At 41.1% G+C, this 24,277-nt stretch carries 25 protein-coding genes; 12 read left to right on the top strand and 13 right to left on the bottom strand.

Going from position 1 to position 24,277, the window contains the following annotated elements; all coding sequences use genetic code 11:
- Positions 1-84 precede the first annotated feature (84 nt).
- Entirely contained in the window at positions 85-708 is a 624-nt protein-coding gene (gene pyrE / locus FD723_RS11435) for an orotate phosphoribosyltransferase (protein ID WP_179065447.1), read from the top strand.
- 217 nt (positions 709-925) lie between these two features.
- Here the strand turns inward: pyrE and FD723_RS42685 are convergent, their stop codons facing one another.
- Positions 926-1,228 (bottom strand): hypothetical protein, encoded by a 303-nt coding sequence (locus tag FD723_RS42685; protein ID WP_256875146.1) that lies wholly within the window; start codon positions 1,226-1,228, stop codon positions 926-928.
- A 296-nt stretch (positions 1,229-1,524) separates the two neighbouring features.
- Between FD723_RS42685 and FD723_RS11425 the strand changes: the two genes are divergently transcribed.
- Positions 1,525-2,925 carry a hypothetical protein gene (locus tag FD723_RS11425; RefSeq protein ID WP_179065446.1) on the top strand — a complete coding sequence of 467 codons (1,401 nt, stop codon included), beginning with the start codon at positions 1,525-1,527 and terminating at the stop codon, positions 2,923-2,925.
- Positions 2,926-3,209: 284 nt separating this feature from the next.
- Here the strand turns inward: FD723_RS11425 and FD723_RS11420 are convergent, their stop codons facing one another.
- From FD723_RS11420 to FD723_RS11395, 6 genes are all read right to left on the bottom strand, one after another.
- A complete protein-coding gene (locus tag FD723_RS11420; RefSeq protein WP_179065445.1) occupies positions 3,210-4,124 on the bottom strand; it encodes a nucleotidyl transferase AbiEii/AbiGii toxin family protein in 915 nt (304 codons plus the stop codon).
- A gap of 162 nt (positions 4,125-4,286) precedes the next feature.
- Positions 4,287-5,690 (bottom strand): ferredoxin:protochlorophyllide reductase (ATP-dependent) subunit N, encoded by a 1,404-nt coding sequence (locus FD723_RS11415; RefSeq protein ID WP_179065444.1) that lies wholly within the window; start codon positions 5,688-5,690, stop codon positions 4,287-4,289.
- A gap of 176 nt (positions 5,691-5,866) precedes the next feature.
- Entirely contained in the window at positions 5,867-6,652 is a 786-nt protein-coding gene (locus FD723_RS11410) for a DUF5331 domain-containing protein (RefSeq protein ID WP_179065443.1), read from the bottom strand.
- A gap of 32 nt (positions 6,653-6,684) precedes the next feature.
- Positions 6,685-7,551: a ferredoxin:protochlorophyllide reductase (ATP-dependent) iron-sulfur ATP-binding protein gene (gene bchL, locus FD723_RS11405; RefSeq protein ID WP_012410753.1), complete on the bottom strand. Its 867-nt coding sequence runs from the start codon at positions 7,549-7,551 to the stop codon at positions 6,685-6,687.
- A gap of 618 nt (positions 7,552-8,169) precedes the next feature.
- Positions 8,170-8,424, bottom strand: coding sequence for a TIGR02450 family Trp-rich protein (locus tag FD723_RS11400; RefSeq protein WP_179065441.1), 255 nt, complete (start codon positions 8,422-8,424; stop codon positions 8,170-8,172).
- Positions 8,425-8,522: 98 nt separating this feature from the next.
- Entirely contained in the window at positions 8,523-8,891 is a 369-nt protein-coding gene (locus tag FD723_RS11395) for a hypothetical protein (protein WP_179065440.1), read from the bottom strand.
- Positions 8,892-9,185: 294 nt separating this feature from the next.
- On the opposite strand from FD723_RS11395, the gene FD723_RS11390 reads away from it, so the two are divergent.
- The 4 genes from FD723_RS11390 (at position 9,186) to FD723_RS11375 (ending at position 13,651) form a co-directional block, all read left to right on the top strand.
- Entirely contained in the window at positions 9,186-9,329 is a 144-nt protein-coding gene (locus tag FD723_RS11390) for a hypothetical protein (RefSeq protein ID WP_179065439.1), read from the top strand.
- Positions 9,330-9,378: 49 nt separating this feature from the next.
- A complete protein-coding gene (locus tag FD723_RS11385; protein WP_179065438.1) occupies positions 9,379-9,525 on the top strand; it encodes a hypothetical protein in 147 nt (48 codons plus the stop codon).
- 207 nt (positions 9,526-9,732) lie between these two features.
- Complete coding sequence (clpB, locus tag FD723_RS11380; protein ID WP_179065437.1) at positions 9,733-12,351, top strand: ATP-dependent chaperone ClpB; 2,619 nt, start codon at positions 9,733-9,735, stop codon at positions 12,349-12,351.
- A 304-nt stretch (positions 12,352-12,655) separates the two neighbouring features.
- Positions 12,656-13,651, top strand: a complete 996-nt coding sequence (locus FD723_RS11375; protein ID WP_179065436.1) for a glycosyltransferase family 2 protein — start codon at positions 12,656-12,658, stop codon at positions 13,649-13,651.
- A gap of 101 nt (positions 13,652-13,752) precedes the next feature.
- On the opposite strand, the gene FD723_RS11370 is transcribed toward FD723_RS11375, so the two are convergent.
- On the bottom strand, positions 13,753-14,310 hold the full coding sequence (locus FD723_RS11370; RefSeq protein ID WP_179065435.1) for an SRPBCC family protein: 558 nt from the start codon (positions 14,308-14,310) through the stop codon (positions 13,753-13,755).
- A 422-nt stretch (positions 14,311-14,732) separates the two neighbouring features.
- Here FD723_RS11370 and FD723_RS11365 point away from each other — a divergent pair, with 422 nt between their 5' ends.
- On the top strand, positions 14,733-14,927 hold the full coding sequence (locus tag FD723_RS11365; RefSeq protein ID WP_179065434.1) for a hypothetical protein: 195 nt from the start codon (positions 14,733-14,735) through the stop codon (positions 14,925-14,927).
- A gap of 65 nt (positions 14,928-14,992) precedes the next feature.
- The gene (locus tag FD723_RS11360) at positions 14,993-16,231 is read left to right on the top strand and encodes an NAD(P)/FAD-dependent oxidoreductase (protein ID WP_179069114.1); all 1,239 of its coding nucleotides are present in this window, start codon (positions 14,993-14,995) and stop codon (positions 16,229-16,231) included.
- A gap of 143 nt (positions 16,232-16,374) precedes the next feature.
- On the opposite strand, the gene FD723_RS11355 is transcribed toward FD723_RS11360, so the two are convergent.
- From FD723_RS11355 to FD723_RS11345, 3 genes are all read right to left on the bottom strand, one after another.
- The gene (locus tag FD723_RS11355) at positions 16,375-16,635 is read right to left on the bottom strand and encodes a hypothetical protein (RefSeq protein ID WP_179065433.1); all 261 of its coding nucleotides are present in this window, start codon (positions 16,633-16,635) and stop codon (positions 16,375-16,377) included.
- A gap of 74 nt (positions 16,636-16,709) precedes the next feature.
- Positions 16,710-17,822 carry an IS630 family transposase gene (locus tag FD723_RS11350; RefSeq protein WP_179064039.1) on the bottom strand — a complete coding sequence of 371 codons (1,113 nt, stop codon included), beginning with the start codon at positions 17,820-17,822 and terminating at the stop codon, positions 16,710-16,712.
- A gap of 43 nt (positions 17,823-17,865) precedes the next feature.
- Entirely contained in the window at positions 17,866-18,048 is a 183-nt protein-coding gene (locus FD723_RS11345) for a hypothetical protein (protein WP_179065432.1), read from the bottom strand.
- A 329-nt stretch (positions 18,049-18,377) separates the two neighbouring features.
- Between FD723_RS11345 and FD723_RS11340 the strand changes: the two genes are divergently transcribed.
- Together FD723_RS11340 and lpxD are read left to right on the top strand one after the other, a co-directional pair.
- Entirely contained in the window at positions 18,378-19,469 is a 1,092-nt protein-coding gene (locus FD723_RS11340; protein ID WP_179065431.1) for a hypothetical protein, read from the top strand.
- A gap of 251 nt (positions 19,470-19,720) precedes the next feature.
- A complete protein-coding gene (gene lpxD, locus FD723_RS11335; RefSeq protein ID WP_179065430.1) occupies positions 19,721-20,773 on the top strand; it encodes a UDP-3-O-(3-hydroxymyristoyl)glucosamine N-acyltransferase in 1,053 nt (350 codons plus the stop codon).
- A gap of 381 nt (positions 20,774-21,154) precedes the next feature.
- On the opposite strand, the gene FD723_RS11330 is transcribed toward lpxD, so the two are convergent.
- Positions 21,155-22,060, bottom strand: coding sequence for a CoB--CoM heterodisulfide reductase iron-sulfur subunit B family protein (locus FD723_RS11330; protein ID WP_179065429.1), 906 nt, complete (start codon positions 22,058-22,060; stop codon positions 21,155-21,157).
- A 211-nt stretch (positions 22,061-22,271) separates the two neighbouring features.
- Positions 22,272-22,430 carry a hypothetical protein gene (locus FD723_RS11325; RefSeq protein ID WP_179065428.1) on the bottom strand — a complete coding sequence of 53 codons (159 nt, stop codon included), beginning with the start codon at positions 22,428-22,430 and terminating at the stop codon, positions 22,272-22,274.
- Between the two features lie 49 nt (positions 22,431-22,479).
- On the opposite strand from FD723_RS11325, the gene acpP reads away from it, so the two are divergent.
- Positions 22,480-22,734 carry an acyl carrier protein gene (acpP, locus tag FD723_RS11320; RefSeq protein WP_179065427.1) on the top strand — a complete coding sequence of 85 codons (255 nt, stop codon included), beginning with the start codon at positions 22,480-22,482 and terminating at the stop codon, positions 22,732-22,734.
- Positions 22,735-22,957: 223 nt separating this feature from the next.
- The gene (fabF, locus tag FD723_RS11315; protein ID WP_179065426.1) at positions 22,958-24,208 is read left to right on the top strand and encodes a beta-ketoacyl-ACP synthase II; all 1,251 of its coding nucleotides are present in this window, start codon (positions 22,958-22,960) and stop codon (positions 24,206-24,208) included.
- Positions 24,209-24,277 lie beyond the last annotated feature (69 nt).

Raw genomic sequence — 24,277 nt, 5'->3', positions numbered from 1 at the left:
TTTTTGGGCAATCTTAATTTATGCTTAAGTTCAGAACTCTGATAAGTTCAACCTTTGGTGTAGCACAATTTTTAATGTTTTGTAATGACGTATCCTACTGAAACTCTTACCCACTCAGATATTTGGGCAACCACTCCTGATTTGACTATTTTGCGCCACAAGCTACTAGATTTATTTTGTCAACTTGCTTATCAAGAGGGTGATTTTCTCCTCTCTTCTGGGCTGCGTAGTTCTTATTACGTCAACAAAACACAGGTAACACTCCATCCTCAAGGCGCTTTGGCAGTTGGACGCTTGCTGTTTCCTTTATTACCTGTAGATACACAGGCTGTAGGTGGTTTAACAATGGGGGCTGATCCAATTGTGACAGCAGTGAGTATAGTTTCGGTTTATGAAAACCGACCGATACCAGCACTGATTATTCGCAAGGAAGCCAAGGGTTACGGGACGAGAGCTTATATAGAAGGCCCTAGTTTACCAGAAGGTGCAAAAGTAGTAGTTTTGGAAGATGTGGTGACAACTGGGCAATCTGCTCTGAAAGCGGTTGAGCGTCTTAAGGATGCAGGTTATACCGTAAATCAAGTAATTTCACTAGTAGACAGAGAGCAAGGGGGAGGCGAGTTGTATCAGTCAGCTGGGTTGAAGTTTGAAACTTTATTTTCGATTCAGGAAGTTCAGGAACGCTACCGACAACTTGCGAATTCATAAATAAGGGGACTTGTATTAATTCGTAATTCGTAATTCGTAATTCGTAATTACGAATTGGTATAAGTTCTGAAGAGGAAATATCAGTTTTAGTTATCGATTTTAGCAAACATACTTTAGTTAAAAAAGAGCGATCGCCTTAAATAAAATAATATCCCAGCATCAATAAACTTTATTGTTAATAATATTTAAAAGTCAAAATTATCAATATTATTCAATTTTATAAGTTTGTGTGTGGTTCAAAGACAATTTTTTCATATTCATCTAAATTAACAAAAATTAAGTTACCTTTCTCTACATTCTCTAAAGCTTTGAGTAGATGTTTTTTGTTAGTTTCTGATTTCAGAAGATAGGTAGTTTCGTCTTCTTCAGATGGTGGTTCAACTAGCATAATAACTTGTATGACAGTTTTCGTATCTTTATCAGCATATTGTAACTGTATCTCATACCATTTCACGAAATTATTGATACAAATCACTTCCTCTGCTTCCCTATGTGTATCCAATACGGTTCGGATAAGCATTTTGAACTCAGAATAAGGTTTGGGAAAAGGGTAAGGGTTAAAGGTTTTTTATTCCCCTTTACCCTTTCCCCTTTAACCGAATCGTATTGCATGTGTATCATTTTTTAGTGAAATGGTATCAGTGAGATGAATTTGAGCGATCGCTTGCTTTTCTTCCTTGGCGTCTTGGCGGTTAGTTAAAAAAAGCGATCGCTATTAGACAGAATAGAACTCACATTAGTATTAGCTGAATTGTTAGACAACATATCAATAGGGGAATACTGAGTAAAGTGCAGATATTTTATCAAGAGAAGAGTATGACTATACCATTGACAGTAACCTTTACACTTGCTAATTGGATTGTTAAAGGACTGCAAGATGGGACTTTAGAAAGGGTTGGGGGTGTAATTATACACGCAACAAGCAAACAGATTGTTACGTGGTTAAGGGAACCCAATAATTTTCCAATTCCAGTATCAAGTTCTTCCCCTAATAATTTACTCAACCTTGTTTTCTCCGGTGCAAATATAATTGCTTCTGGGGCAAATACTGCTGTTACAAGGCAAGGATTAGCTGATGTCAACGGACGCTTAGGTGGAGTTGAACAAGCAAGTTTAGGTAACATAGCTGTTTCAGGGGTAAACCTGATTGGAACAGTAGCTAATGCGGCCATTTCAGGAAAAGGCTTCGCGGATGTCAACGGGCGTTTAGGCGGGATTGAAAATCAATTAGGGGAAATTGGGCAGAATATGCAATTAACTCAAAGTTTTTTGCAAGTAACTACTGCTGCTAGCGTACTTAATCTAGGTGTTTCAGTAATGGGCTTTGCTGTAATAGCACAGCGTCTCAATGAGCTAGAAAAACGCCTCAAACAAGCGGAAGAACTATTGAGCAAAGTCAACCGCAAAATAGACCTTAGTTTCTATGCTAATTTTCGTGCTGCAATTGAGTTAGCAGTTAATGCTTTCACAATGACTAAACCTGAAAATCGTAGAAGTAGCGCTTTACAAGCTATTAATCGTTTCTTAGAGGCAGAACATATTTATACTGAATATACTGATATCGAAATTGAGCAAAAAAGCCAAATTGCTGATGAGTACTTGCTAACTTTATCTTTAGCCTACTTAGCTGAAGCACGTTGCTATTTAGAATTAGAGGAACACGATACAGCACTTCGCCGCTTTCAAGAAGGGTCTAGAGTTATTCATTCTCGTATTCAAAAATATGTTGAACTTTTGCTCACTTCTAACCCAGGAGCATATTTACAACCTCAGTTCAAAGGTCAGATTGATTTGCGAAGATTAACCCGAATTTACCAATGGATTGACCCAACTTTGGATGAAAATGCTGTGTTTGATCTGCAACGAGAGAATTTGTTTAAGATGGCGCAAGACTCTAATAAATGGTTAGATTCGCTGCCAGCAGCAATTTTAACTCGCGTTGAGGTTCAAGCCGGTTGGTTCGGGCCGAGTCAGGATGATTTGAAGCAAGAAGCTTACAAACGTCTTCCCCAAGTATTTGAAGTAATGGAATCTATGATTGAAACCAATCGCCGCTTTGAATCTTACCAAACAGAATTGCAAGCCATATCCCAATTAGGAATCAGCTTTCATGACTGGCTTAAATTAACTCCGTCTACAGAAATTAAACCAGATGGCGCAGAATTAATGTACATAATTCCATCCAAACCTTTAGATTTACTGCCTAAAGCTTTTTAACTTCGCACTGCGTTAGCCCCTTGGCTCTTTTGACAAACTTTTCATCAAATGTATAAAACTCAGAACAGTGCTGACTATGAATTAGATGAAAAGCATCAGCAAAATCTAAACCATTTTCATGCAACTGGATTAATTGAGTAATTAACCTGGAATTGGTAAGGTAAATATTAGGCAAGCAACAAGTTTTTCAAAGCTGTACATATCTTATCGATTTAAAATTCCATCACCCATGTTAATAATAAATTCTCGCTCGTTTTGTAGTAATAATTGCATTTTAAATTACTTTAATTTATAGATTTAAAGTCAACAAGAAGCCAATTTATTCCATCCATTATTATTGAAAATTTTTCTTTAGGTATGTTTAACTCATGAAAACATTGATCTCTATATCTTTCTTTTTCAATAAAATTAGTGATGGCTTTAATTAATGGCTTTTTTACTTCGTAGTTTTCTTCAGCTTTAGCGATCGCACGTGCGGGGATTTCGTTATTTACACGCAATATTGCTAAGTCAATCAAATCTCTAGATTGTGTACTTGAATCGTTCCATCGGTCAGCATTAGCCATTAGTTTTGATGTAAATCTATCGCTTATGCTCAGACAAGGTATTTTTGTCCATTTCGGATAAACAGGAGAGTCTAAAGTAAAAATCCCATTGGCTACAATTTCTACTTTAATAGTTGTTTCATTGACTACAACAAGGAAACGAATACCATATTGATTTATTGTACTGTCACCTAATTCGATATCTGTTGTACTTTGAAATAATGCTACAATTCCTTCGTCATAAATCAAATTTCTTAAATACCTGTAATTTTCAGTTCCATAAGGGAAGAGGAAATCAATATCTTTACTAAGCCTGTATTCATCATATTCTAACGCCAAGAGTGTACCACCGCCAAAGTATGCAGAAGCTTTTTTGAAAACTTCTGGATTGAAAGCATTAAGGATTTTAAGTATATTATTATGATGCTCGACATGAAACATTTCAAAATCCGGTAATATCCAGGAGTTATATTTTTTTGCTAAATAATGAACAAAATCTTTTTCTTCTTGTTTTAAATTTTTGAAGGTAGCTTGATGATGCCAATTGCGTTGATACAATTGAACAATTTCTTTCTCACTCATTTCATATACATTTTTTAGCTGCCAACCAATAGACTCTAGAAATGGTAGCTTTTGTGGATTGAGCTTAAGCATAATTAACTCTAATGGTTAAATTTTATCTAAGTTATGATTTAGCAATATACACCTGATTATAACTATTTTTAGGCGCTCTTCCTTTGCGCCTTTGTGAGACAAAAAAGGCGAACCTAAAAAGTTCGCCTTAATTATATGCTGTTGCTAAATCTAAACCAAAATCTAAATCTTCGCTTCTTCTCTCACCAACTTATCCCAACCTAAATCTTTCAAATTATTATTCCGACGTAGCGGACGAGTCACCAACTCTAACATGTCACGCGCATTCGTAAAGCCGTGAATTTGAGCAAAAGTGAACTCCACAGACCACTTTGTATTAATACCGCGTGCTTCCAATGGATTAGCGTGAGCCATACCAGTAATTACCAAATCTGGTTTCAACTCATAAATTCGCTGAAGTTGATTGTAATTATCCGGCTTCTCTACAATCCTTGGCAGGGGTGAATTCATTTCCTGGCAAGTTTTCTCTAACAGTGCCAACTCAGCAGCTTGATAGCGCTTATCCATGTAGGGAATGCCGATTTCGTGAACAGTCATCCCGCAACGGATTAAGAATCTTGCTTGGGAAACTTCCAGCAAGTTATCACCCATGAAGAATACAGACTTACCGCGAATTAGTTTCACGTAATCTTCCAAGCCTGCCCAAATTTGGGCTTCCCGTTCATCTAATCCCTTGGGAGTAATACCAAACACCGAGCAGATTTTCTCAATCCAAGCGCGAGTGCCATCGGGGCCAATGGGGAAGGGTGCGCCAATGAGTTTACACTTGCGGCGGCGCATTAAGGTGGTAGCTGTGCGGCTGAGGAAGGGGTTGACACCAGCGACATAATACCCTTCTTCCAGTACTGGCAATTCTGTGAAGCGCTTGGCGGGTAGCCAGCCGGAAACTTTGATGCCTTGTCTCTTCAGTTCCAAGGTTAACTGAGTAACTACGGGGTCGGGAAGGGAACCAAAGAGAACCAAGGGTGGATGATCCACGTACTCAGATTCATCTTGGGCGACATCTTCTTTCTTCTTACCGAAGTTGAGCAATTTTGCGATCGCATTACGTTCACTTTTCTCTGTTTCCGCCACAGGAGACTTATCAGGACAACGGTTAGCCATTGCTGCTAACACAGTGTCTTCCCCTTGGGTGAAGGCGTAATCTAGACCATTTGCCCGCGCTACAACGATGGGAATCCCGATTTCAGATTCTAGCTTCGGTGCTAAACCTTCTAAATCAGTTTTGATAATTTCGGTGGTGCAAGTGCCAATCCAGACAATTACACTAGGATTGCGATCGCGTTTAATCTGCAAGCACAACCGCTTTAACTCTTCATAATCACTCAGTTGTGCTGAAATATCGCCTTCTTCCAACTCTGCCATTGCATAGCGGGGTTCAGCAAAAATCATCACCCCCATCGCATTTTGCAGGAAGTAGCCACAAGTTTTTGTCCCAATCACCAAAAAGAAGCTATCTTCAATTTTTTGGTATAACCACGCCACGCAGCTAATTGGACAAAAAGTATGGTAATTCCCAGTTTCACATTCAAAGCTTAAAGCTTCTGGTTGTTGAGCGACAGTCATTTTGGTTTTTTCTCCCCTTGATATTTAATGGCAGTTCAACCAATTTCAGATTTTAGATTGATAATTTTGGATTGAAGGCTGGGACAACAAAAGTATCCGCTGTCTAACGACAATTTCCCTAATTCCTCATCCAAAACCCCAAATCTAAACCTTAAAATTGCGAAGAACGACAATAATTAAGCATTGGGGAAGAGACGGGCAATTTCTGATTCATCAAAAACGCCTGCTGGCAGTTCTTCCCCCAAAAAATCGTTATTTTCTTCAGCCTTTTGCAAAGCTGTTTCATCACCCCAGACATCTGATAACACGTCTTTAAACGCATTCTCATCTAGTGGACTATCTTCAAGCGCTTCTTCTTCATCCAGCTTTACTTCGATTGCAACTGTTGAATCGAAGGCAATTTCCCCAAACTCATCTGCTTCTAAACTAGAGGTTTGGAGAGACTCATCTTTTGCGTCATGTCCGTTGGTTAAGGAAGTATCGCCAAAGCCATTTTCGGTTTCCTCCAACTCGCCAATCCCCAGACTTTCATTATCAGAATCCAGGATTGCGAATTCTGGAACTACCGCCGCCGCAAAGCCATTTGTATGAGAATGTGTCAATGTTTCATCTTCAGGCTTTTCGTCAACGATAGCTGCTGCTTCTTCTACGTATCTCTCAACATCTGGGTTGCCGACGAAGCGATTACCGAGAGCTAAATCTGGGTCAAAATGCAAATCCAGCACTTCAATCAGGGTATCGGCGTCAGGATTGAGTTTGGCAAAGGGCAACATTAACTGCGCTAGCTTTGGCTCTAGGGCGTTAAGAACTCCCAGGATGAGGTAAGAAGGTGGTCGCTTCCCGCCATCAGGGGTGTACACTGATTCCACTTCCATGTGCAGGGTAATCCAGTCTCGATTATTCTGGAAAAATTGCAACCACTTTTGTTTTATTGAATCCGTAAAGCTGTGAAAGAAAGCCATATTATTGTCCCCCATCCTGAGAACTTGGTGATTTATACAATCATCAAGTCTAGTTCCTCTTCTGAATTAGGAACCTGGGGTTTACCCGGATTTAGATAAAAATCGGACAACAAAGAGAACAACTCCCGATCTGGTGTATCGTTAGGTACAACACCTTCGGGACGCGCCAGAATTTGGTCAGCGATGTTGAGATAGTAGTCGCAAACGTAGTCTAGGGAAGGATCTTGCTCTGCCATCTCGAACAAAGTTTTCCCTTTCACACGGGAAACACGGATATCTTCAATTAAAGGTAAAACTTCCAAAACTGGCATGGGCACAGCTTCTATATATTTTTCAATCAAGTCGCGCTTGGAGGTGCGATTGCCAATTAACCCAGCTAGACGCAGTGGGTGAGTTCTTGCTTTTTCGCGGACGGAAGCAGCAATCCGATTGGCAGCAAACAAAGCATCAAAGCCGTTGTCTGTAACGATCAGGCAGTAATCTGCATAGTTGAGTGGTGCTGCAAAACCACCGCAAACTACGTCACCCAGAACGTCAAAGAGAATTACATCGTATTCATCAAAGGCGTTGAGTTCTTTAAGTAATTTTACGGTTTCACCGACTACATAACCGCCACATCCAGCACCAGCAGGTGGGCCACCAGCTTCTACGCAATCCACACCGCCGTAGCCTTTATAAATCACATCTTCTGGCCAGACATCTTCGTAGTGATAGTCCTTTTCTTGGAGGGTGTCGATAATTGTGGGAATCAAAAACCCAGTCAGGGTAAAGGTACTGTCATGTTTGGGGTCGCAACCAATTTGCAGCACTTTTTTGCCACGTTTAGCTAGGGCGACGGATATATTACAGCTAGTTGTGGATTTACCGATACCACCTTTTCCGTAGACTGCTAGTTTCACTGTTGTTTCCCTCTTATAGCTTTTGGTCAAACTTGTGGCTCAAACATTTGCCTTCACCTTTCCTGAGATGGCGATGCGTGAGGTTTGTTGGATTTCATTCTTGATGTCATTATTGGGCAAATTACATAGAAAAGAAAGTGGGTCATAATCTGTAAAATGGTTTTATCCGGTGAATTAGAGCTTAATTAGGTTTATTTAGATTTTTATCAGCCATAAAGACCTTAAAAGCTCTAAAAATAGGTAACAAAAAAATTTTATTACTTATTTTTATAAAAATAGTTACAAAAAACAAAAATTTAAAGCTGTCTCTTTTGAATGCTTTTCATGGAATTAGCTGATGTTATGACAACGTGTTTTCATGGCATTGGGCCGCAGAGTCAAGGGGAAAGAGAGGTATATGCAGCCTGATGCTGGAAATACTACTAGAATTTGCCTTAGCGTAGCTCACTAAAGGTATCGCAGATAAATCACAAGTTTTCAGCCGATAGCCAAGACCGTTTAATTGCTGCTTGAGAGTAAGTTAGGGTGATTTTGTAAAAAATTATTAATTTGCCAAATATTAGCAAGCGGCAGCCCAAAAATGGGCGTTCCCAGTCTATGACTGGGAACGAGGCAAATTCAGGACACCTCAGTTTCAAGTCCGTGGATTTCCTGTAATGTTTGCCAGCCAGCCTGCCACTGGGAGTTATCTTGTAATAATTTGGCATTTATCCAAAAACGGACTTTTGGATCGCAAGCAGCAACCATTTCGGCGTAAACCCACTTAGCCTGATTTTTACGATTGACAACTTGGAAGTGCCGCCAGCCATCAACTTTTTGCTGTGCAGTCCACTTAGAACCAACTAGGTAAGGAAATTTTTGTTTTTTAGCCATTTGTTATTTAGTCATTAGTCATTAGTCATTGAGAAAGAGGAGGCAGAAGTTCTTTAATTTTGAATTTTGAATTTTGAATTGATTTCTTCCCCAGTCCCCTAAACCAAATCACCATTACGGGTAAACTTCTGGCAATGCAACTCATTATCTTGCTGGACACATAGCGAAAACCATCTGATATGACTCCAGCAGGTGTTGATGTTATTGGTAATTTTGCGCTTTTTCTTGGAAAGGCGTTGCCTTACGACTTCATTAGGGCAAAGAATTTCTAACGTACCCGTACCATCTTCGTAATCGACGATACGAAATAGACAGTCTTGCAACATCGCACGGCTGCTGCTGTCGAAGAACCGCTTAAATCGCTGTAGCTTTTCCCCTTCGCTCATTTGGCTGATGGGTTTTATTTTCAAGAAATCTTCATCCTCAAAGTCAAAGTCATCATCTTCAAAGTCGTAGGGGTCAATCATTTTCCATTGGTGTCAACTTAACGTGAAACCGCTCGTCCGCCGGGAATTGAAATTCCCGTCTCATAACTAAAGTCATCTGAAGATGACTAAATCTCGCCAAAAATCTCCAGTCTACTTCAGTAGACTTAAGCTATTAGCCCGAAAATTTATTTCCGGGCGGGCATGGAAGCCGACAGATAAGCTATTTCCAGCTTAAGTTGACACCTATGATCATTTTCAGCATCTACTAGGCGACCTGGGATTATGGTAACTCTGTGTGGGAGCAGGAGAGAAATGAGTAATGAGAAATGAGTAATGAGTAAATACCCAATCTTACCCGGATTTCTCACCACATCTTTGCTACGGAACGCTCTTGGCGATCGCACTCTTGCTAACGGCCCGCTCCGAAGACAGCAATTTTTTCCTTACTCATTACTCACTACACCCCACTCCCTCTGACTTTTCCACATCCCGTCAAAAGTCAGGTATCGTACTTACTCAATCGCTTTTGACAATTATCAATCAGAACAGCCACATTGATACAGCAAGAGAGTTTGTAAATCGCTATTACGCGGCGATCTCGCACAATCAGCCAACCATCGTTGTGAATACAGCCAAGCCCCTAAACGATCATTTCGATTTGATGCAGGTTTAGGTATAGGGTTAAGTACAATAATTGAGAATTGCCCAATGGGAAATAGGAAGTACGGGAAAATACGACTTTTACAAGACGTGAACACCGATCTAGGCGATCGCTCTGCTGTTCTTACAATATCTATGTGAGAACAGAAATTTACTTGACTTGGTGTTCTGGTAGTAGCCTCTGATAAGCTACTGCGCCTCTACGTTCCTGAAAAAGCCTATGCAACCTACTAATCCTAACCAATTTACAGAAAAAGCCTGGGAAGCGATCGCCCATACCCCCGATATTGTTAAACAATATCAACAACAGCAAATTGAAAGCGAACACCTGATGAAGGCGTTGCTAGAACAAGATGGTCTAGCGACTGGAATTCTCACCAAGGCGGGTGTTAATCTTCAAAAACTGCGCGATCGCACTGAACAATTTTTTCAACGTCAGCCAAAAGTATCAGGTAATAGCACCTCAGTCTACTTAGGGCGCAGCTTGGATACACTTCTAGATCGAGCCGATGGATATCGCAAAGAGTTTCAAGATGAATATATTTCAATTGAACACTTATTGCTGGCTTACGCTAAAGATGACCGCTTTGGCAAAGCTTTATTCCAAGAATTCGGTTTGGACGAAGGCAAGCTAAAAAATATTATTAAACAAATTCGGGGGAGCCAAAAAGTGACCGACCAAAATCCAGAAGGCAAGTACGAAGCACTGGAAAAATACGGACGTGATCTCACAGAAGCCGCCCGTAAAGGTCAACTTGACCCAGTGATTGGGCGGGATGATGAGATTCGTCGGACGGTGCAAATTCTCTCTCGCCGCACCAAGAATAATCCTGTGCTAATTGGCGAACCGGGTGTTGGTAAAACTGCGATCGCTGAAGGATTAGCACAGCGGATTATCGCAGGTGATGTACCTCAATCTCTCAAAGACCGCAAGCTAATCGCTTTAGATATGGGTGCTTTGATTGCAGGGGCAAAATTCCGGGGTGAATTTGAAGAACGCCTGAAAGCAGTATTAAAAGAAGTTACTGAATCTGGCGGCAATATTGTTTTATTTATTGATGAAATTCACACCGTTGTTGGGGCTGGTGCAACCCAAGGCGCAATGGATGCTGGTAACTTATTAAAACCAATGTTGGCGCGGGGCGAATTGCGCTGTATTGGGGCAACAACCCTGGATGAATACCGCAAATATATCGAAAAAGATGCGGCATTAGAAAGACGCTTCCAGCAAGTTTTTGTCGATCAGCCCAGTGTAGAAGATAGTATTTCGATTTTGCGCGGCTTGAGAGAACGTTATGAAAACCACCACGGGGTGAAGATTTCTGATAGTGCTTTAGTTGCAGCAGCAATATTGTCGAGTCGATATATTAGCGATCGCTTCCTCCCTGATAAAGCCATTGACTTGGTAGACGAAGCCGCCGCGAGATTAAAAATGGAGATTACCTCCAAACCAGAAGAACTCGACGAAATTGATCGTAAAATTCTGCAATTGGAAATGGAGAAGCTATCGCTGCAAAAAGAAAGTGATGCCGCTTCTCGTGAACGCTTAGAAAGATTAGAAAAAGAAATTGCCGATCTCAAAGAAGAACAAAGAACACTGAATACTCAATGGCAGTCTGAAAAAGATATTATTGACAAAATTCAGTCTGTTAAAAAAGAGATTGAACGGGTTAACTTAGAGATTCAACAAGCAGAACGCGACTATGACCTTAACCGCGCTGCTGAGTTGAAATACGGCAATTTAACCAGTTTGCATCGTCAATTAGAAGCAGTAGAAGCCGAATTGGCAAGCACTCAAAGAAGTGGTAAATCACTATTACGAGAAGAAGTCACCGAAGCTGATATTGCTGAAATTATTTCTAAATGGACAGGGATTCCGATTAGCAAGTTGGTGGAATCTGAGAAAGAGAAATTGCTGCATTTAGAAGATGAACTGCACCACCGGGTAATTGGCCAAGAAGAAGCAGTCACAGCTGTAGCGGATGCAATTCAGCGATCGCGCGCTGGATTAGCCGATCCCAATCGTCCCATCGCTAGCTTTATTTTCCTTGGGCCTACGGGTGTTGGTAAAACCGAACTGGCGAAGGCGCTGGCGGCGTACATGTTTGATAGTGAAGATGCGCTGGTGCGAATCGATATGTCGGAGTATATGGAGAAACACGCCGTCTCCCGCTTAATCGGTGCGCCTCCGGGATACGTGGGTTATGAAGAAGGCGGACAACTTACAGAAGCTATTCGCCGCCGTCCTTACTCAGTAATTCTTTTCGACGAAATCGAGAAAGCACACCCCGATGTCTTCAATATCTTCTTGCAAATTCTCGATGATGGTCGCGTTACTGATGCCCAAGGTCATAAGGTGGACTTCAAAAACGCTATTATCATCATGACCAGCAACATCGGTTCGCAATACATTCTTGATGTCGCTGGAGATAACAACCACTACGACGAAATGCGCCGTCGAGTAATGGAAGCGATGCGAAATAGCTTCCGTCCAGAATTCCTGAACCGGATTGACGAAATCATCATCTTCCACGGTTTAGATAAGAAGGAATTGCGGCAAATTGTGCTATTGCAAGTAGAAAGATTGCGGAAAAGATTGGGCGATCGCAAAATATCCCTCAAACTCTCGGATGCTGCACTTGACTTTTTAGCCGAAGTAGGATACGACCCAGTATATGGGGCGCGTCCATTGAAGCGGGCGATTCAGCGAGAGTTAGAAACGCAAATTGCTAAATCCATCTTGCGCGGCGAATTCAACGACGGTAACACCATCTTTGTAGATGTGCAGAATGAAAGGTTGTCCTTTAGCCGTTTACCAGTTGAGGTATTCACTGGATAATTACACCTTATAAATCACACACAAAAACCCGTTTTCTGACAGAGATCGGGTTTTTGAATTATTTTAGGGGAAAAGTGGGAACCCTAGATATTATGTTCATCAAAAGAATTGGAAATTAGGAAACTCTTTCCCCGGATTTCTCACCCATAGTGTAGGCTTCAGGGGAAGAGGAGTGTGGGGAGTGTGGGGGGTAAGACTTCTTCCCCATCCTCCCACACCTCCCACACCCCTTGGATTTCTCACAAGTGAGAAATCCAGGTTTCCCAGTCCCCATTCCCCAGTCCCCATTCCCCATTGATAACTAATGATTAGTATAATTACACCAGTTTATAACGGTGATAAATTTATAGAATCTTGCCTTCAAAATGTCATCAACCAAAATTTTGCGGATGTTGAGCATATCATCGCCGATGGTGGCTCAACGGACAAGACAATAGATATTATCAAACATTATGCCAATCAACATCCCCACATCCGCTGGATTTCTGAAAAAGACCAGGGACAATCAGATGCGATGAATAAAGGAATTGCTATGGCGCAAGGAGCGATTATAGGCATTTTAAATGTTGATGATTTCTATGAACCAAATGTTCTTAGCCGCATTTCAGAACTCTTTACAAATCTACCAGAACCTAGCTTGATTGTCGGTAATTGTAATATTTGGGATCATCGAAACAACTTAATTCAGATTAATAAACCTAAACGACTACGACCAGTTGATTTATTGATGGAAAAGCAAATTAATGATGATGGCATGATTGATGTTACTTTTCCGGTTAATCCATCGGCTTACTTTTACCACAAATCATTACACCAAAAAATTGGAGTCTACAAAGTTGAAGAGCATTATGTAATGGATATAGATTTCTTAATGAAAGCAGTTAAAGTAGCTCATGTAAGATATTTTAATGAACTTTGGGGAAATTTTAGATATTATCCAGGAACAAAAACTTTTGATGATTCTACAAATGGAACAAGTCAAACGCGAATCCAACAGTTGTTTAAGGAGTATGCTAAAACACTCCCATTAATTGAGCAATGGGAGGTACATTTGAATCGAATCATGATTTTTATTACATTAAGAATTTTCTATTTTTATAAGTATCCGCAACGATTACCTAAATCGATTCATAGTCGATTCATCAAATCGATTTCGTATTTCAAGCATAAGACAGCAATCATTGGGGACTTAACTCATCCCACAGCTACAAAAACATCGCCTGTATGGCGATTTGCTGCGCGTTTGCTCTTTTTTATAAAAAGCCGTAGGGAAATCGAAGTTATTAGTACCAATGACTAAATCGGCGGGATTCCCGCCGATTTTCTTGGAACATACGTTAACCAGAACCCTTGTTTTGACGTAGCAGTGCTACGTCAAAACAATTCTTTTTCACCAGATGTCTAATGATTTTTACACATAACTTGTCGCATTTTACGCATATTTGCAGGTAACTCTAAGTTCATTGCTTGTTGAATGAAAATAGATGGAATTGGAATCAGAGGTGTAGCTTGCACAGTATAAGCAAGTATTGTGCCGTTACCACAATCTTTGAGTTCTAAATTGGCGTCAAAATCCTCAAAAGTCCCTTTTACCATACGAAATTGAATTTGCTGCCCCAGCACTTCTACAACGTTGAGGTAAATTTCGACTTGAGCCGTGAAAAAGAAAAAGGCTTTTTGTGCTGCTTGATACAGACGTTTAACCTCACCTTTTTGTACTACCTCACTCTTGGTGATATCGGGGAAATATTGCACCCAGCGGGGGTAATCAGTTAATTGCTGCCAAACATGCGATCGCACCATCGGCACATACATCCAGGCTGTCACTGAGCCACCTGATGACTTGTGCGATCGCGTTTCTACCAAAATTTCACCCTGTACCAATAACTTTTGCTTGTCTTGACTCCAAGCCATATCTGAACCTGCAATAATTGAGTTTGATATATAAGACGCAGACATAATGATTTAAGTTACTCCTCAACTCATCCACCTAAATTGAGTTGAAACTACAAGCCATAAAGCTTGATTTAGATCCAACCCATTAAATTTAGTTCCAGTCTAATGCTTATCTTTTCCGGAAACGATGATTTTCTGCTAATTATTTCAATCACTTTACTCTAAAAAATGTGTTTCTTATCACAATCAACACAATTGATACTTAAGTGAAATTTATCGGAAGAATACTTGTAGATGAAAAACTACGTTATTAACAGCTAGAATGGCACAAACACGATCTAATATCAAGCACCTTACTCCACAATTTGGATACCATCTCTCCATTTTTACGTGTTATTTCTGATGAAACTGCAACTTTATGGTAACTTCATATCTTAATTGTCAATATCAAGTGTAATGTTCTGTTGAGTTGAGAGGAAAATTAGGTGAGTCAATCTTCTTTAAATCGTAGATTAATTCAGATTTTTGGTATCCTTCTCGGCATTAGTGTCGCCGTCTGGGTACTGAGAGGATTTGGTATTCTTACTTTTATTCCAGGTGGCATAATTTGGCTACTGCTACTAGGGGCGATCGCGATCGGGATTATCAGTTACGCCCAAAGAACTTGGTGGCGTTTTTAATCGTGCAGCAATGCCAATAACAGCTAGCCTAGAAAGTAGGTGCTGTAAAAGAGACATTTTTGAAATTGTTACCTTTACAAATTGTAGTTATTGGGGGTGGGGCAGCGGGATTTTTTGGCGCGATCGCTTGTGCTAAAGCCAATCCTGAAGCCGAAGTTACATTACTCGAAGCCAGTCGCCAACCCCTAGCGAAAGTGCTAATTTCTGGCGGCGGACGCTGCAACGTGACTCACGCTTGCTTTGAATCTGAGGAATTGGTGCAAAATTATCCCAGAGGTGCAAAAGCTTTGCGGGGTGCTTTGACTCGGTTTGGGCCTCAAGATACAGTAGCTTGGTTTGCCACTCACGGAGTCTATCTCAAAACTGAAGCTGATGGGCGGATGTTTCCTGTCACCAATACTTCAGAAACCATTGTGGAATGTCTGATTAAAGCGGTGGCCACATCTGGGGTTAAACTGCGTATCGGTACGCATGTAACTTCGGTGAAACGAACCTCAGCAGATGCAGGGTTTGATATTCTTTTGAAGTCGGGAGAAACAATTAAATGCGATCGCTTACTTCTCGCGACCGGTAGCAGCCTTGCAGGTTATAAAATTGTCCGAGAGTTAGGTCATCAAATTGAACCGCCAGTACCCTCATTATTTACCTTCAACATTGTCGATCAAAAATTGCGGGAATTGGCTGGAGTTAGCGTTAACCCTGCCCAGTTGCGCTTATCTGCTGGTGGAAAATCCCAATTACAACAAACTGGGCCATTGCTAATTACCCATTGGGGTTTAAGTGGCCCGGCTGTTTTGAAGCTTTCGGCTTGGGGTGCAAGAGTTCTGCACGAAAGCCGCTATCAAGCCACATTATTGATTAATTGGCTACCTGCTTTGCACCAGGAACAAGTGCGAGAAAAAGTTTTAGCAGTTAAGGATGAATGGGGAAAGAAAGCGATCGCATTGCATCGCGGCGTTGATCTCCCGCATCGTCTCTGGCAATATATCATTGCCCGTGCAGGTATTACCACAGAAGACCGTTGGGCAGAAATATCTAGTAAAACTTTAAATCAACTAGTGCAAGAACTTACTCAGGGAAAATACTTAATCAACGGCAAAGGAGCCTTCAAAGAAGAATTTGTTACCTGTGGCGGTGTCAACCTCAAAGAAGTCAACTTCAAGACGATGGAAAGTCGGTTAGTTCCTGGTCTTTATTTTGCCGGAGAAATCTTAGATATTGATGGCGTTACCGGTGGGTTTAATTTCCAAAGTGCTTGGACAACCGGTTATTTAGCAGGGATAGCAATGGCGACTAGCGATTAGTCTCGCTAAAAAGATTATGACAGCTTAAGATATTTCCTATTTAAGGACTAAAGTCCTTAAATAGGAACTTATAAAAATTAATATAGCGGACTTATATAATGGCTATTGTTAAAGTTGATTCTCAAAAATACAACTTGAAAATTTTATCTTAGTCCTCTGCTTATCCAATATTCAGCATTTTCTACAAATCCCTCTATCCAATCCATTATAGATTTACTGGACTCTTTGATTGTAATGCAATCTTCATGTAGAAAATAAACGCAACAGTCATCTTGTCCATTGGCAATAATAAACCACGGATCTCCATGTAAAGCACAGATACAGAAAGCATTATCAGGTAAAGGTGTACATTCTTCTCCCTCAGCAATGGAATCAAGGATAATCTCTTGCTGCCACTCATTCATTTTAATAAGTTGGTCGAAATAAAACTCAAATTCCGATCCTCTAATAAGCTTTCCGGCACTAAGCTGTTGTGCATTTAAATTGTGATAACAGCATCGCCTTTATTTTTGAGTTTTCGTCCCCATTTAATAATTAACTCTCCTTCATTTAAAAGTTGATGTAATAAATATTCTAGGTCTTCAATTGATTGAAATAGCCGATTAGCAATATATTCTTTTGTCGAGTGCCAGACCAATTCAATTAAGTTATAATCTGGGCTATATTCCGGGAGAAACTCTAAATGAATATTCGGCATTTCTGTTTCAATTTTATTAATATACTCTTGCTTTTTGTGAAAACTTGCATTATCAAGAATAATAACTATTTTTGCTCCCTTCTCCGCAAAATCTTTAGCTTGATTACCAGCTTCTACCCAATCGAAAACTATTTCTTCATAAAAGATTTTTAGGACTTTGTAAAAATTGTCTGCATTCCCTTTATCAATAAATTCTACAAATCTTTTCTTATCTGAATACCTTAATCCTCCCATCACATTAATTCTCCCTTTTCTTCTGTCTCCTCTCACGTTTTTAGAGTGACCTTTTTTACACCATGATTTTCTTCTTATCACCCTTAAACTAAAGCCACTCTCATCCCAAAACCATACCTGTAATCGTTCTGGATGCTCTTTCTCTATTCTTAAATACTCTGCTATTTTCTGTTTAAATGCTTTTCTTTTTTCTAGATTCCTCTTGGACTCTAAGCTATATTTTGTCCAGAGGTAGACGTACTTTTTTTTCTCTAATATCCTCCTTACTTGAGAACCACTTAATTGTATGCCTGTGAGTTGCTCTAAATATGTTGCTAATCTCTGCGCTGTCCATCTGCCAAACTCGTATCCTAATTCTTCTGGTTCTTTATCTATAGTTTCTAGTAATATTTCTATATACTTATCTGTGGCTTTTTTATGGTTTCCCTTCATCCTCTCATCTTTTAGGCTTTCTAGATTCTCTGGGTCTCCATGTACACACCAATATGATACTTTATTTAAAGAACAACCCAAAAATTCTGCTATGTTAGCTTGTGTTTTCCCGTCATTAAGCAACAAGAGAATTAGTATTCTTTCTCTTATTTCTCCATTTTCTTCCAGTTTTAAAGCTTTTTGTAGTTTCTCTATCTGCTGAGAAGTTAAATGATTTTTTGCTGGCATTATTCCATTTTTTGACTGAATTCAGTTTTTTATTATACCCAATTTAAATGCTGAACAGCTTATGCCCAAGTAAGCCTAATATTTCCCTGTAAGTTCTTGGCAAAACTCCATATTTACTCTCAATGTATGCAATTTCCTTTGGGGTACATCCTTGTAGCTCTTGCTCATTTTTTACTATTTCACTAGTAAACAAACGCTCTTTTAATTCTTGGATATTATTAATCATCTCAAAACTCGAACTTTCTAGAAGATAAATAATCTCTATCTTAAATTACGGTTAAAACAGCAAATTAAGACTCATCAAGTTAGGTTTTAGCATTAATGTGTACATCGTAGTATACCCCTACTCTTAAAGCTTATTAGCAACAGAGTCTCCGTGTTAACCTCAGCTATTTACCTGTTCTTTAAGAACAAGCGATCGCTACTTAACTATATTTACTTATCAAAATTTGTACTAATCTTCTAGCGTTTCCCACCTTGCCACTATACATTCACACCAGCCACCCTAGAGAAGTCAAAATTTTCAGGGTGTATTCGTTTTTTCATAAAAAATATATGAACACTGATAAAAATACGGCGTCTGAAATTACGTTGCAGGGGAGCCAGTATATGTTGCATGGTTTTCCAGTGCTTGGTGTTCCAGATGAGGAGCGTGCCGTAAAATACTTTAGTCTCAATCCATTTCTACCAAATGCCCAGAATCGTTGTCCAATTGAATGTGCCTATTGTGTCTGTCATCAAGATCGTGACTGGCATCACTATCCACAAAATTTTCAGGATGTTTCAGCACCAGTTGACCTGCTTGATTCTTTGCTAGACCGCATTTTTGCTACCCAGGAGGGACAAAAGGGCTTTCCGATTTCACTATGCGACTACTCCGATCCCTTTATTCCAGCCCATCGAGAACGTGTACTATCAATTCTGGATGCACTGATTGACCGCAAAGCTGCCAACATAGTTTACATCACTACCAAAGTCCATCCTGGTCAATCTTTTCTAGAGCGGCTCAAAAAAACTTTAGAGCGGCCTCATTCACTTCGGGTTACTGTCTTTGTTAGTTTACCACCCTTAAAACCAGGCTATGAGCAAGCCTCAATTCAGAGTCGGGTACAGTTGTTGCAAGATTTAGTAAATCTTGGCATTCCATGTTGTTGGTATCTGCGTCCACTGGTTGAAGAGTGGTTTGATGAAAGTTTAATGTGGCAATTAGCACGCACACTATTACCCCATGTTTCCCATCACGTTATTTTGTCTGGGCTTGTCATGTCTGAAGAGATTGAAACAAGTCTTTTAAAACAGGAATTAATTGTTCCAGAATGGGATCGTACACAACCAGGACATAAGCAATACTTGTCATTGGAATTTGAGTCAAAACTGCGCTCAATTCTCAGCACTGTTGCTAGCGAGCAAAATACTTCTCTGGGCCCAGTGATGGGACATCGACTATGCGGTACTAACGGTAATCATGCATACGGCTGCTTGATGTGCGCCAAACAAAACCGTTATTGTCAGCTTTTTCAACTTCATCACTATGGTGAAACGATCGCTGCTGAAGATAATCAACGCCTCAAGACGCTACTGAGACAAGATTCCCAAAAAGTAGGCTCATCTTTACAACGAGAGCCATCGACAGAAGAATGTCGGTGAGGTATTTCAACCTGAAGCGAAGCTAGGAAAGGTCTGATTGTCAGATTGGGGAACTCCAAGAAATAAATTATCCAATATTGTGGGGTGGGCAACATGAGCGCCCAGTTTATTATGATGCCCACCCCACAAGAGTTAATTGAATATTTTTTTATTTGTCAGTCCTTTGCTACCCGTCTACAAAATTATTGTACTGGAGCATAAAGAGGGAGAATTATCTTGCTATCGTAGATCAATTTTGAATACACCCAACAATGAAGTTCAGCGAAATCCTCCGCCAATTTGGTGACACGGCTACCCATCATAGCCTGACTAACGACCCAGACCATGACCCAGAGATTACAGGGGTAGCAGCCATTGATGAAGCTACTAACGGTACTATCAGCTACGTTGAAGGGGCAAAATTTGGGTCTTTTATCAGCAAAACCAATGCTACTGCTTTAATTTTGCCCCAGGACGAAAAATTGCAGCAGCTTGCAAACGAGAGCGGTATTCTCTGGATAGCGACCTCAGATCCGCGACTGTTATTTGCCAAAGCGATCGCTCTTTTTTACCAACCATATCGCCCCCTTCCAGAAATTCATCCCACCGCTGTGATTCACTCTACCGCCAAAGTTGGCAGTGATGTTTATATTGGCCCCCATGCTGTGATTCAACAAGGGGTAGAAATTGGTAATGGTGCAATAATTCATCCTAATGTGGTGATTTATCCAGATGCCAAAATCGGCGATCGCACCATCTTACACGCCAACTGTACCATCCACGAACGCACCCGCATCGGTGCAGATTGCGTCATTCACAGTGGTGCTGTCATCGGTGCAGAAGGCTTTGGTTTTGTTCCCACCCGGACTGGTTGGTTCAAAATGCAACAATCTGGCTATACAGTCCTAGAAGATAGCGTCGAAGTTGGCTGCAATACCGCCATTGACCGCCCAGCCGTCGGAGAAACACGCATTGGTAGCAGTACAGTAATTGATAACTTAGTCCAAATAGGTCATGGTTGCCAAATCGGTTCTGGCTGTGCGATCGCCGGTCAGGCTGGTATGGCTGGCGCTGTCAAACTTGGGAATCGGGTAATCTTAGCTGGGCAAGTGGGAATTGCCAATCAAGCGAAGATGGGTGATGGTGCGATCGCTTCGGCTCGAACTGGCATTTTACACGATGTTCCACCAGGAGAAATTGTCTCTGGAACTCCAGCCATTCCTCACAAACTATATCTCAAAGCATCTGCTATTTATAGTCGTCTGCCAGATATCTATCAATCGCTAAAACAATTGCAACGTCAAATCAAAAATAACAATGATTAAAATGATACAGCAGTTTTCTTTTGCATGAAGCACAAAGCTCATATCCCCGATTTTTTGAAGAAATTGGGGATCTTTTTATAAGAAGAATTCAGAACTCAGGAGTCAGAATGGGCTAAACGCCCCGCTACCGCTAACAGTATTAATTCTGTATGAGTAGGTGATAGCGCAGCGTAAACCCTTCTCTACGAGAGGCTCCGCCAACGCTTAGAGCGAGTCGAGTCGCATCTGAATATTGGTTAAAAGCGAGTGGAATGGTGGGCGAAAAAAATTAAAATATTCTCGCCTGAAAACTCTATCCCATTATGGGTATAGTTTTCTGAATTCTGAATCCTGAATTCTGTATTCTGACTCCTGTTTTATTCGTATGCCACTACCAATAAACTAAAATCCTAATTTTTCCAACACTGGCTTTGTGGAAACAACATGACGTTCTAAACCCAGTTCTTTTGGACTAACCCCAAGTGCTAAAGCAATCAACTGGGGTAAATGCAACACTGGTAAACCTAGTTTCTGTCCAATCACCTTTTCTACCTCTGGCTGACGGGAATCTAAATTTAAGTGGCACAGAGGACAAGGCGTAACTATGCAGTCAGCACCAGATGTTAAAGCATCCTGAATATGCATCCCCGCCATTTTGAAAGATTGGGTAGTGGCATAACTAGAAAGCGGCCAACCACAACATTGTGTGCGACCTCGGTAATAAATTGGTGTTGCACCCACCGCCCGAAATACATTTTCCATTGCTTCTGGTTGGAAGGGGTCATCATAAGGCATAGATTTTTGGGCGCGGAGGAGATAACAGCCATAAAAAGCCGCACATTTTAATCCACTTAACTTCTGAGTGACTCGTTTGGTAATTTCCTCTAAACCGTAATCTGTTACTAAGGCGTAAAGAAGATGTTTAACGTCAGTACTACCGCGATAAGGCGAACAGCCTTCTTTATGCAGCAAGCCATTAACCTGTTCAATGTAGACAGGGTTGGTTGTCTGACATTCTTTGAGGTGTTCATTTACATGACCAATGACACCTTGACAAGTGCTGCAATGGGTAAGTAAGGGCAGATTTAATTCTTCTGCTAAAGCGATATTTCTGGCGTTGACTGTATCTTCTAGTAGTTGGGAATCTTCTTTAAATGTGCCGGAACCGCAGCAAGCAGCTTTTTTAAGTTCAACCAGTTCAATACCTAGTGCTTGGGTAAGCGCTTGAGTTGACTGGTAAAGTTCCCGACAGGCCCCTTGGGCAACACAACCAGGGAAGTAAGCGTATTTGAGTGTCTGAGATACCATAGAAGTATGCTTGGGTTAGAGCGATCGCTCTAAACAATAACTGTTTTATCATCCCTTGTTAGCACTAAAATTCTGATGTTTGACGTTTAGCAACCCTTTAACCGTCCAGGTTAAAAGCTGTAGCATCGCCATATTCTGATTGCTATCAAGGCTGTAAATACTGATCGAGACATTGTAAAAAATTTTAGCAATAATTGGAAAAACAAAGTATTTACACAGTATCGGCGATAGCGTAGCCTGCTCCACTGCCAAATTTTTCCAGAAAGCTGACCCCGTTTATTTTAGGAATGGCAGAGGTTTTCTGACAGAAAAACTCTTGACAGTATACGGGCGATCGCGCTTGACGATAAGATGTATATGCTAAAAACAATATCTCCTCTAAAGAGTAGATCGTAGCAAGTGGTTAAGGACTTTTATTTATGAGCCAAGTGGAACTTTTTGATAAGGTCAAGAAAATCGTCGTTGAACAATTGAGTGTTGAACCCCCTGATAAAGTCACACCACAAGCCAAGTTCATGGAAGACCTGGGAGCAGATTCCCTGGATATTGTTGAGTTGGTGATGGCCTTGGAAGAAGAATTTGAAATCGAAATTCCCGACGAAGCTGCCGAGCAGATTACATCGGTTCAAGACGCAGTAGATTACATCAATAACAAAGTTACCGCATCAGCTTAATTGGGGATTGGGGATTAGGGATTGGGGATAGGGAAGATTTTTCCCCGTACTTAGTCACCTTTGGATAACGCTCTTAACGTAGCTAATGCCAGTCGCTCTAAGTCTGGAAATCCGACGCCAGTCGTTCATAAAGGAAACCTTTAAGACCGCGCTGGCTTACCAGTACCTAGTCGCTAGCCTCGAATTTTTTACCTGCTGCTTTTTCGCCATTTTTAACTGAATCATGACAGATCATACACGTAAACGCGTTGTTGTAACTGGTGTTGGCGCGATTACACCTATAGGTAACACAGCAACAGAATATTGGGATGGATTATTAAGTGGACGCAATGGCATTGACTACATCACATTATTTGATGCGTCTCGCCATGATTGCCGAATTGCTGGTGAGGTGAAAAACTTCGATCCGCATGATTACTTGGAGCGTAAAGAAGCCAAGCGCATGGATCGGTTTTCCCAGTTTGGGGTTGCGGCAGCACAACAGGCTCTATCTAACGCGGAGTTAGTGATCAATGACCTGAATGCAGAACAGGTCGGTGTCATGATCGGTTCTGGCGTTGGTGGCATTAAGGTATTAGAAGACCAGCAAACTATCTACCTCAACCGTGGCCCCGATCGCTGTAGTCCATTCATGATCCCGATGATGATCGCCAATATGGCCGCAGGATTAACGGCAATTCACACGGGTGCGAAAGGGCCAAACTCATGCCCCGTAACAGCTTGTGCTGCTGGTTCCAACGCCATTGGAGACGCTTTTCGCTTAATTCAAGGGGGATATGCCCAGGCGATGATTTGCGGGGGAACAGAGGCAGCTGTCACACCATTGTCGATAGCTGGGTTCGCCGCCTGCAAGGCACTCTCTTTTAGCAATGATGATCCAGCCCATGCTTGCCGTCCCTTTGACCGCGATCGCAACGGATTTGTCTTAGGTGAAGGTTCAGGAATTTTAATTCTAGAAGAACTGCAACATGCCATCAGTCGCGGCGCTCACATTTATGCTGAAATGATCGGCTATGGTATGACCTGTGACGCCTACCATATCACCTCCCCTGTACCTGGTGGACTCGGAGCCGCTAGAGCCATCGAACTAGCCCTCAAGGATGCCGACATAACTCCCGAACAGATCAGCTATATTAACGCCCACGGCACTAGCACCCCAGCTAATGATTCAACTGAAACCTCAGCAATCAAAAAAGCCTTGGGAGAACATGCTTATAAGGTGGCAATTAGCTCCACTAAATCGATGACAGGTCATTTATTAGGCGGTTCTGGCGGAATTGAAGCAGTAGCAACAGTACTAGCGATCGCTAATGACCAAATTCCCCCAACAATCAATCTAGAAAATCCCGATCCAGAGTGTGACTTAGATTATGTGCCTCACTCTAGCCGCGCTCAAAAAGTTGAGGTAGCAATATCTAATTCTTTCGGATTTGGCGGTCATAATGTCACATTGGCTTTTAAAAAATACGTTTAAAAGAAGTCAGGAGGCAGGAGGCAGGGGAAGAAGCAAGGGAGGAGAGTTTTCCCCTCTGCCCCCCGCACC

It is taken from the genome of Nostoc sp. C052 (genome assembly GCF_013393905.1).
Taxonomy (GTDB): domain Bacteria; phylum Cyanobacteriota; class Cyanobacteriia; order Cyanobacteriales; family Nostocaceae; genus Nostoc.
Note: the sequence above shows the minus strand (reverse complement) of the source record. Positions and strands in the feature narration are given on the sequence as shown.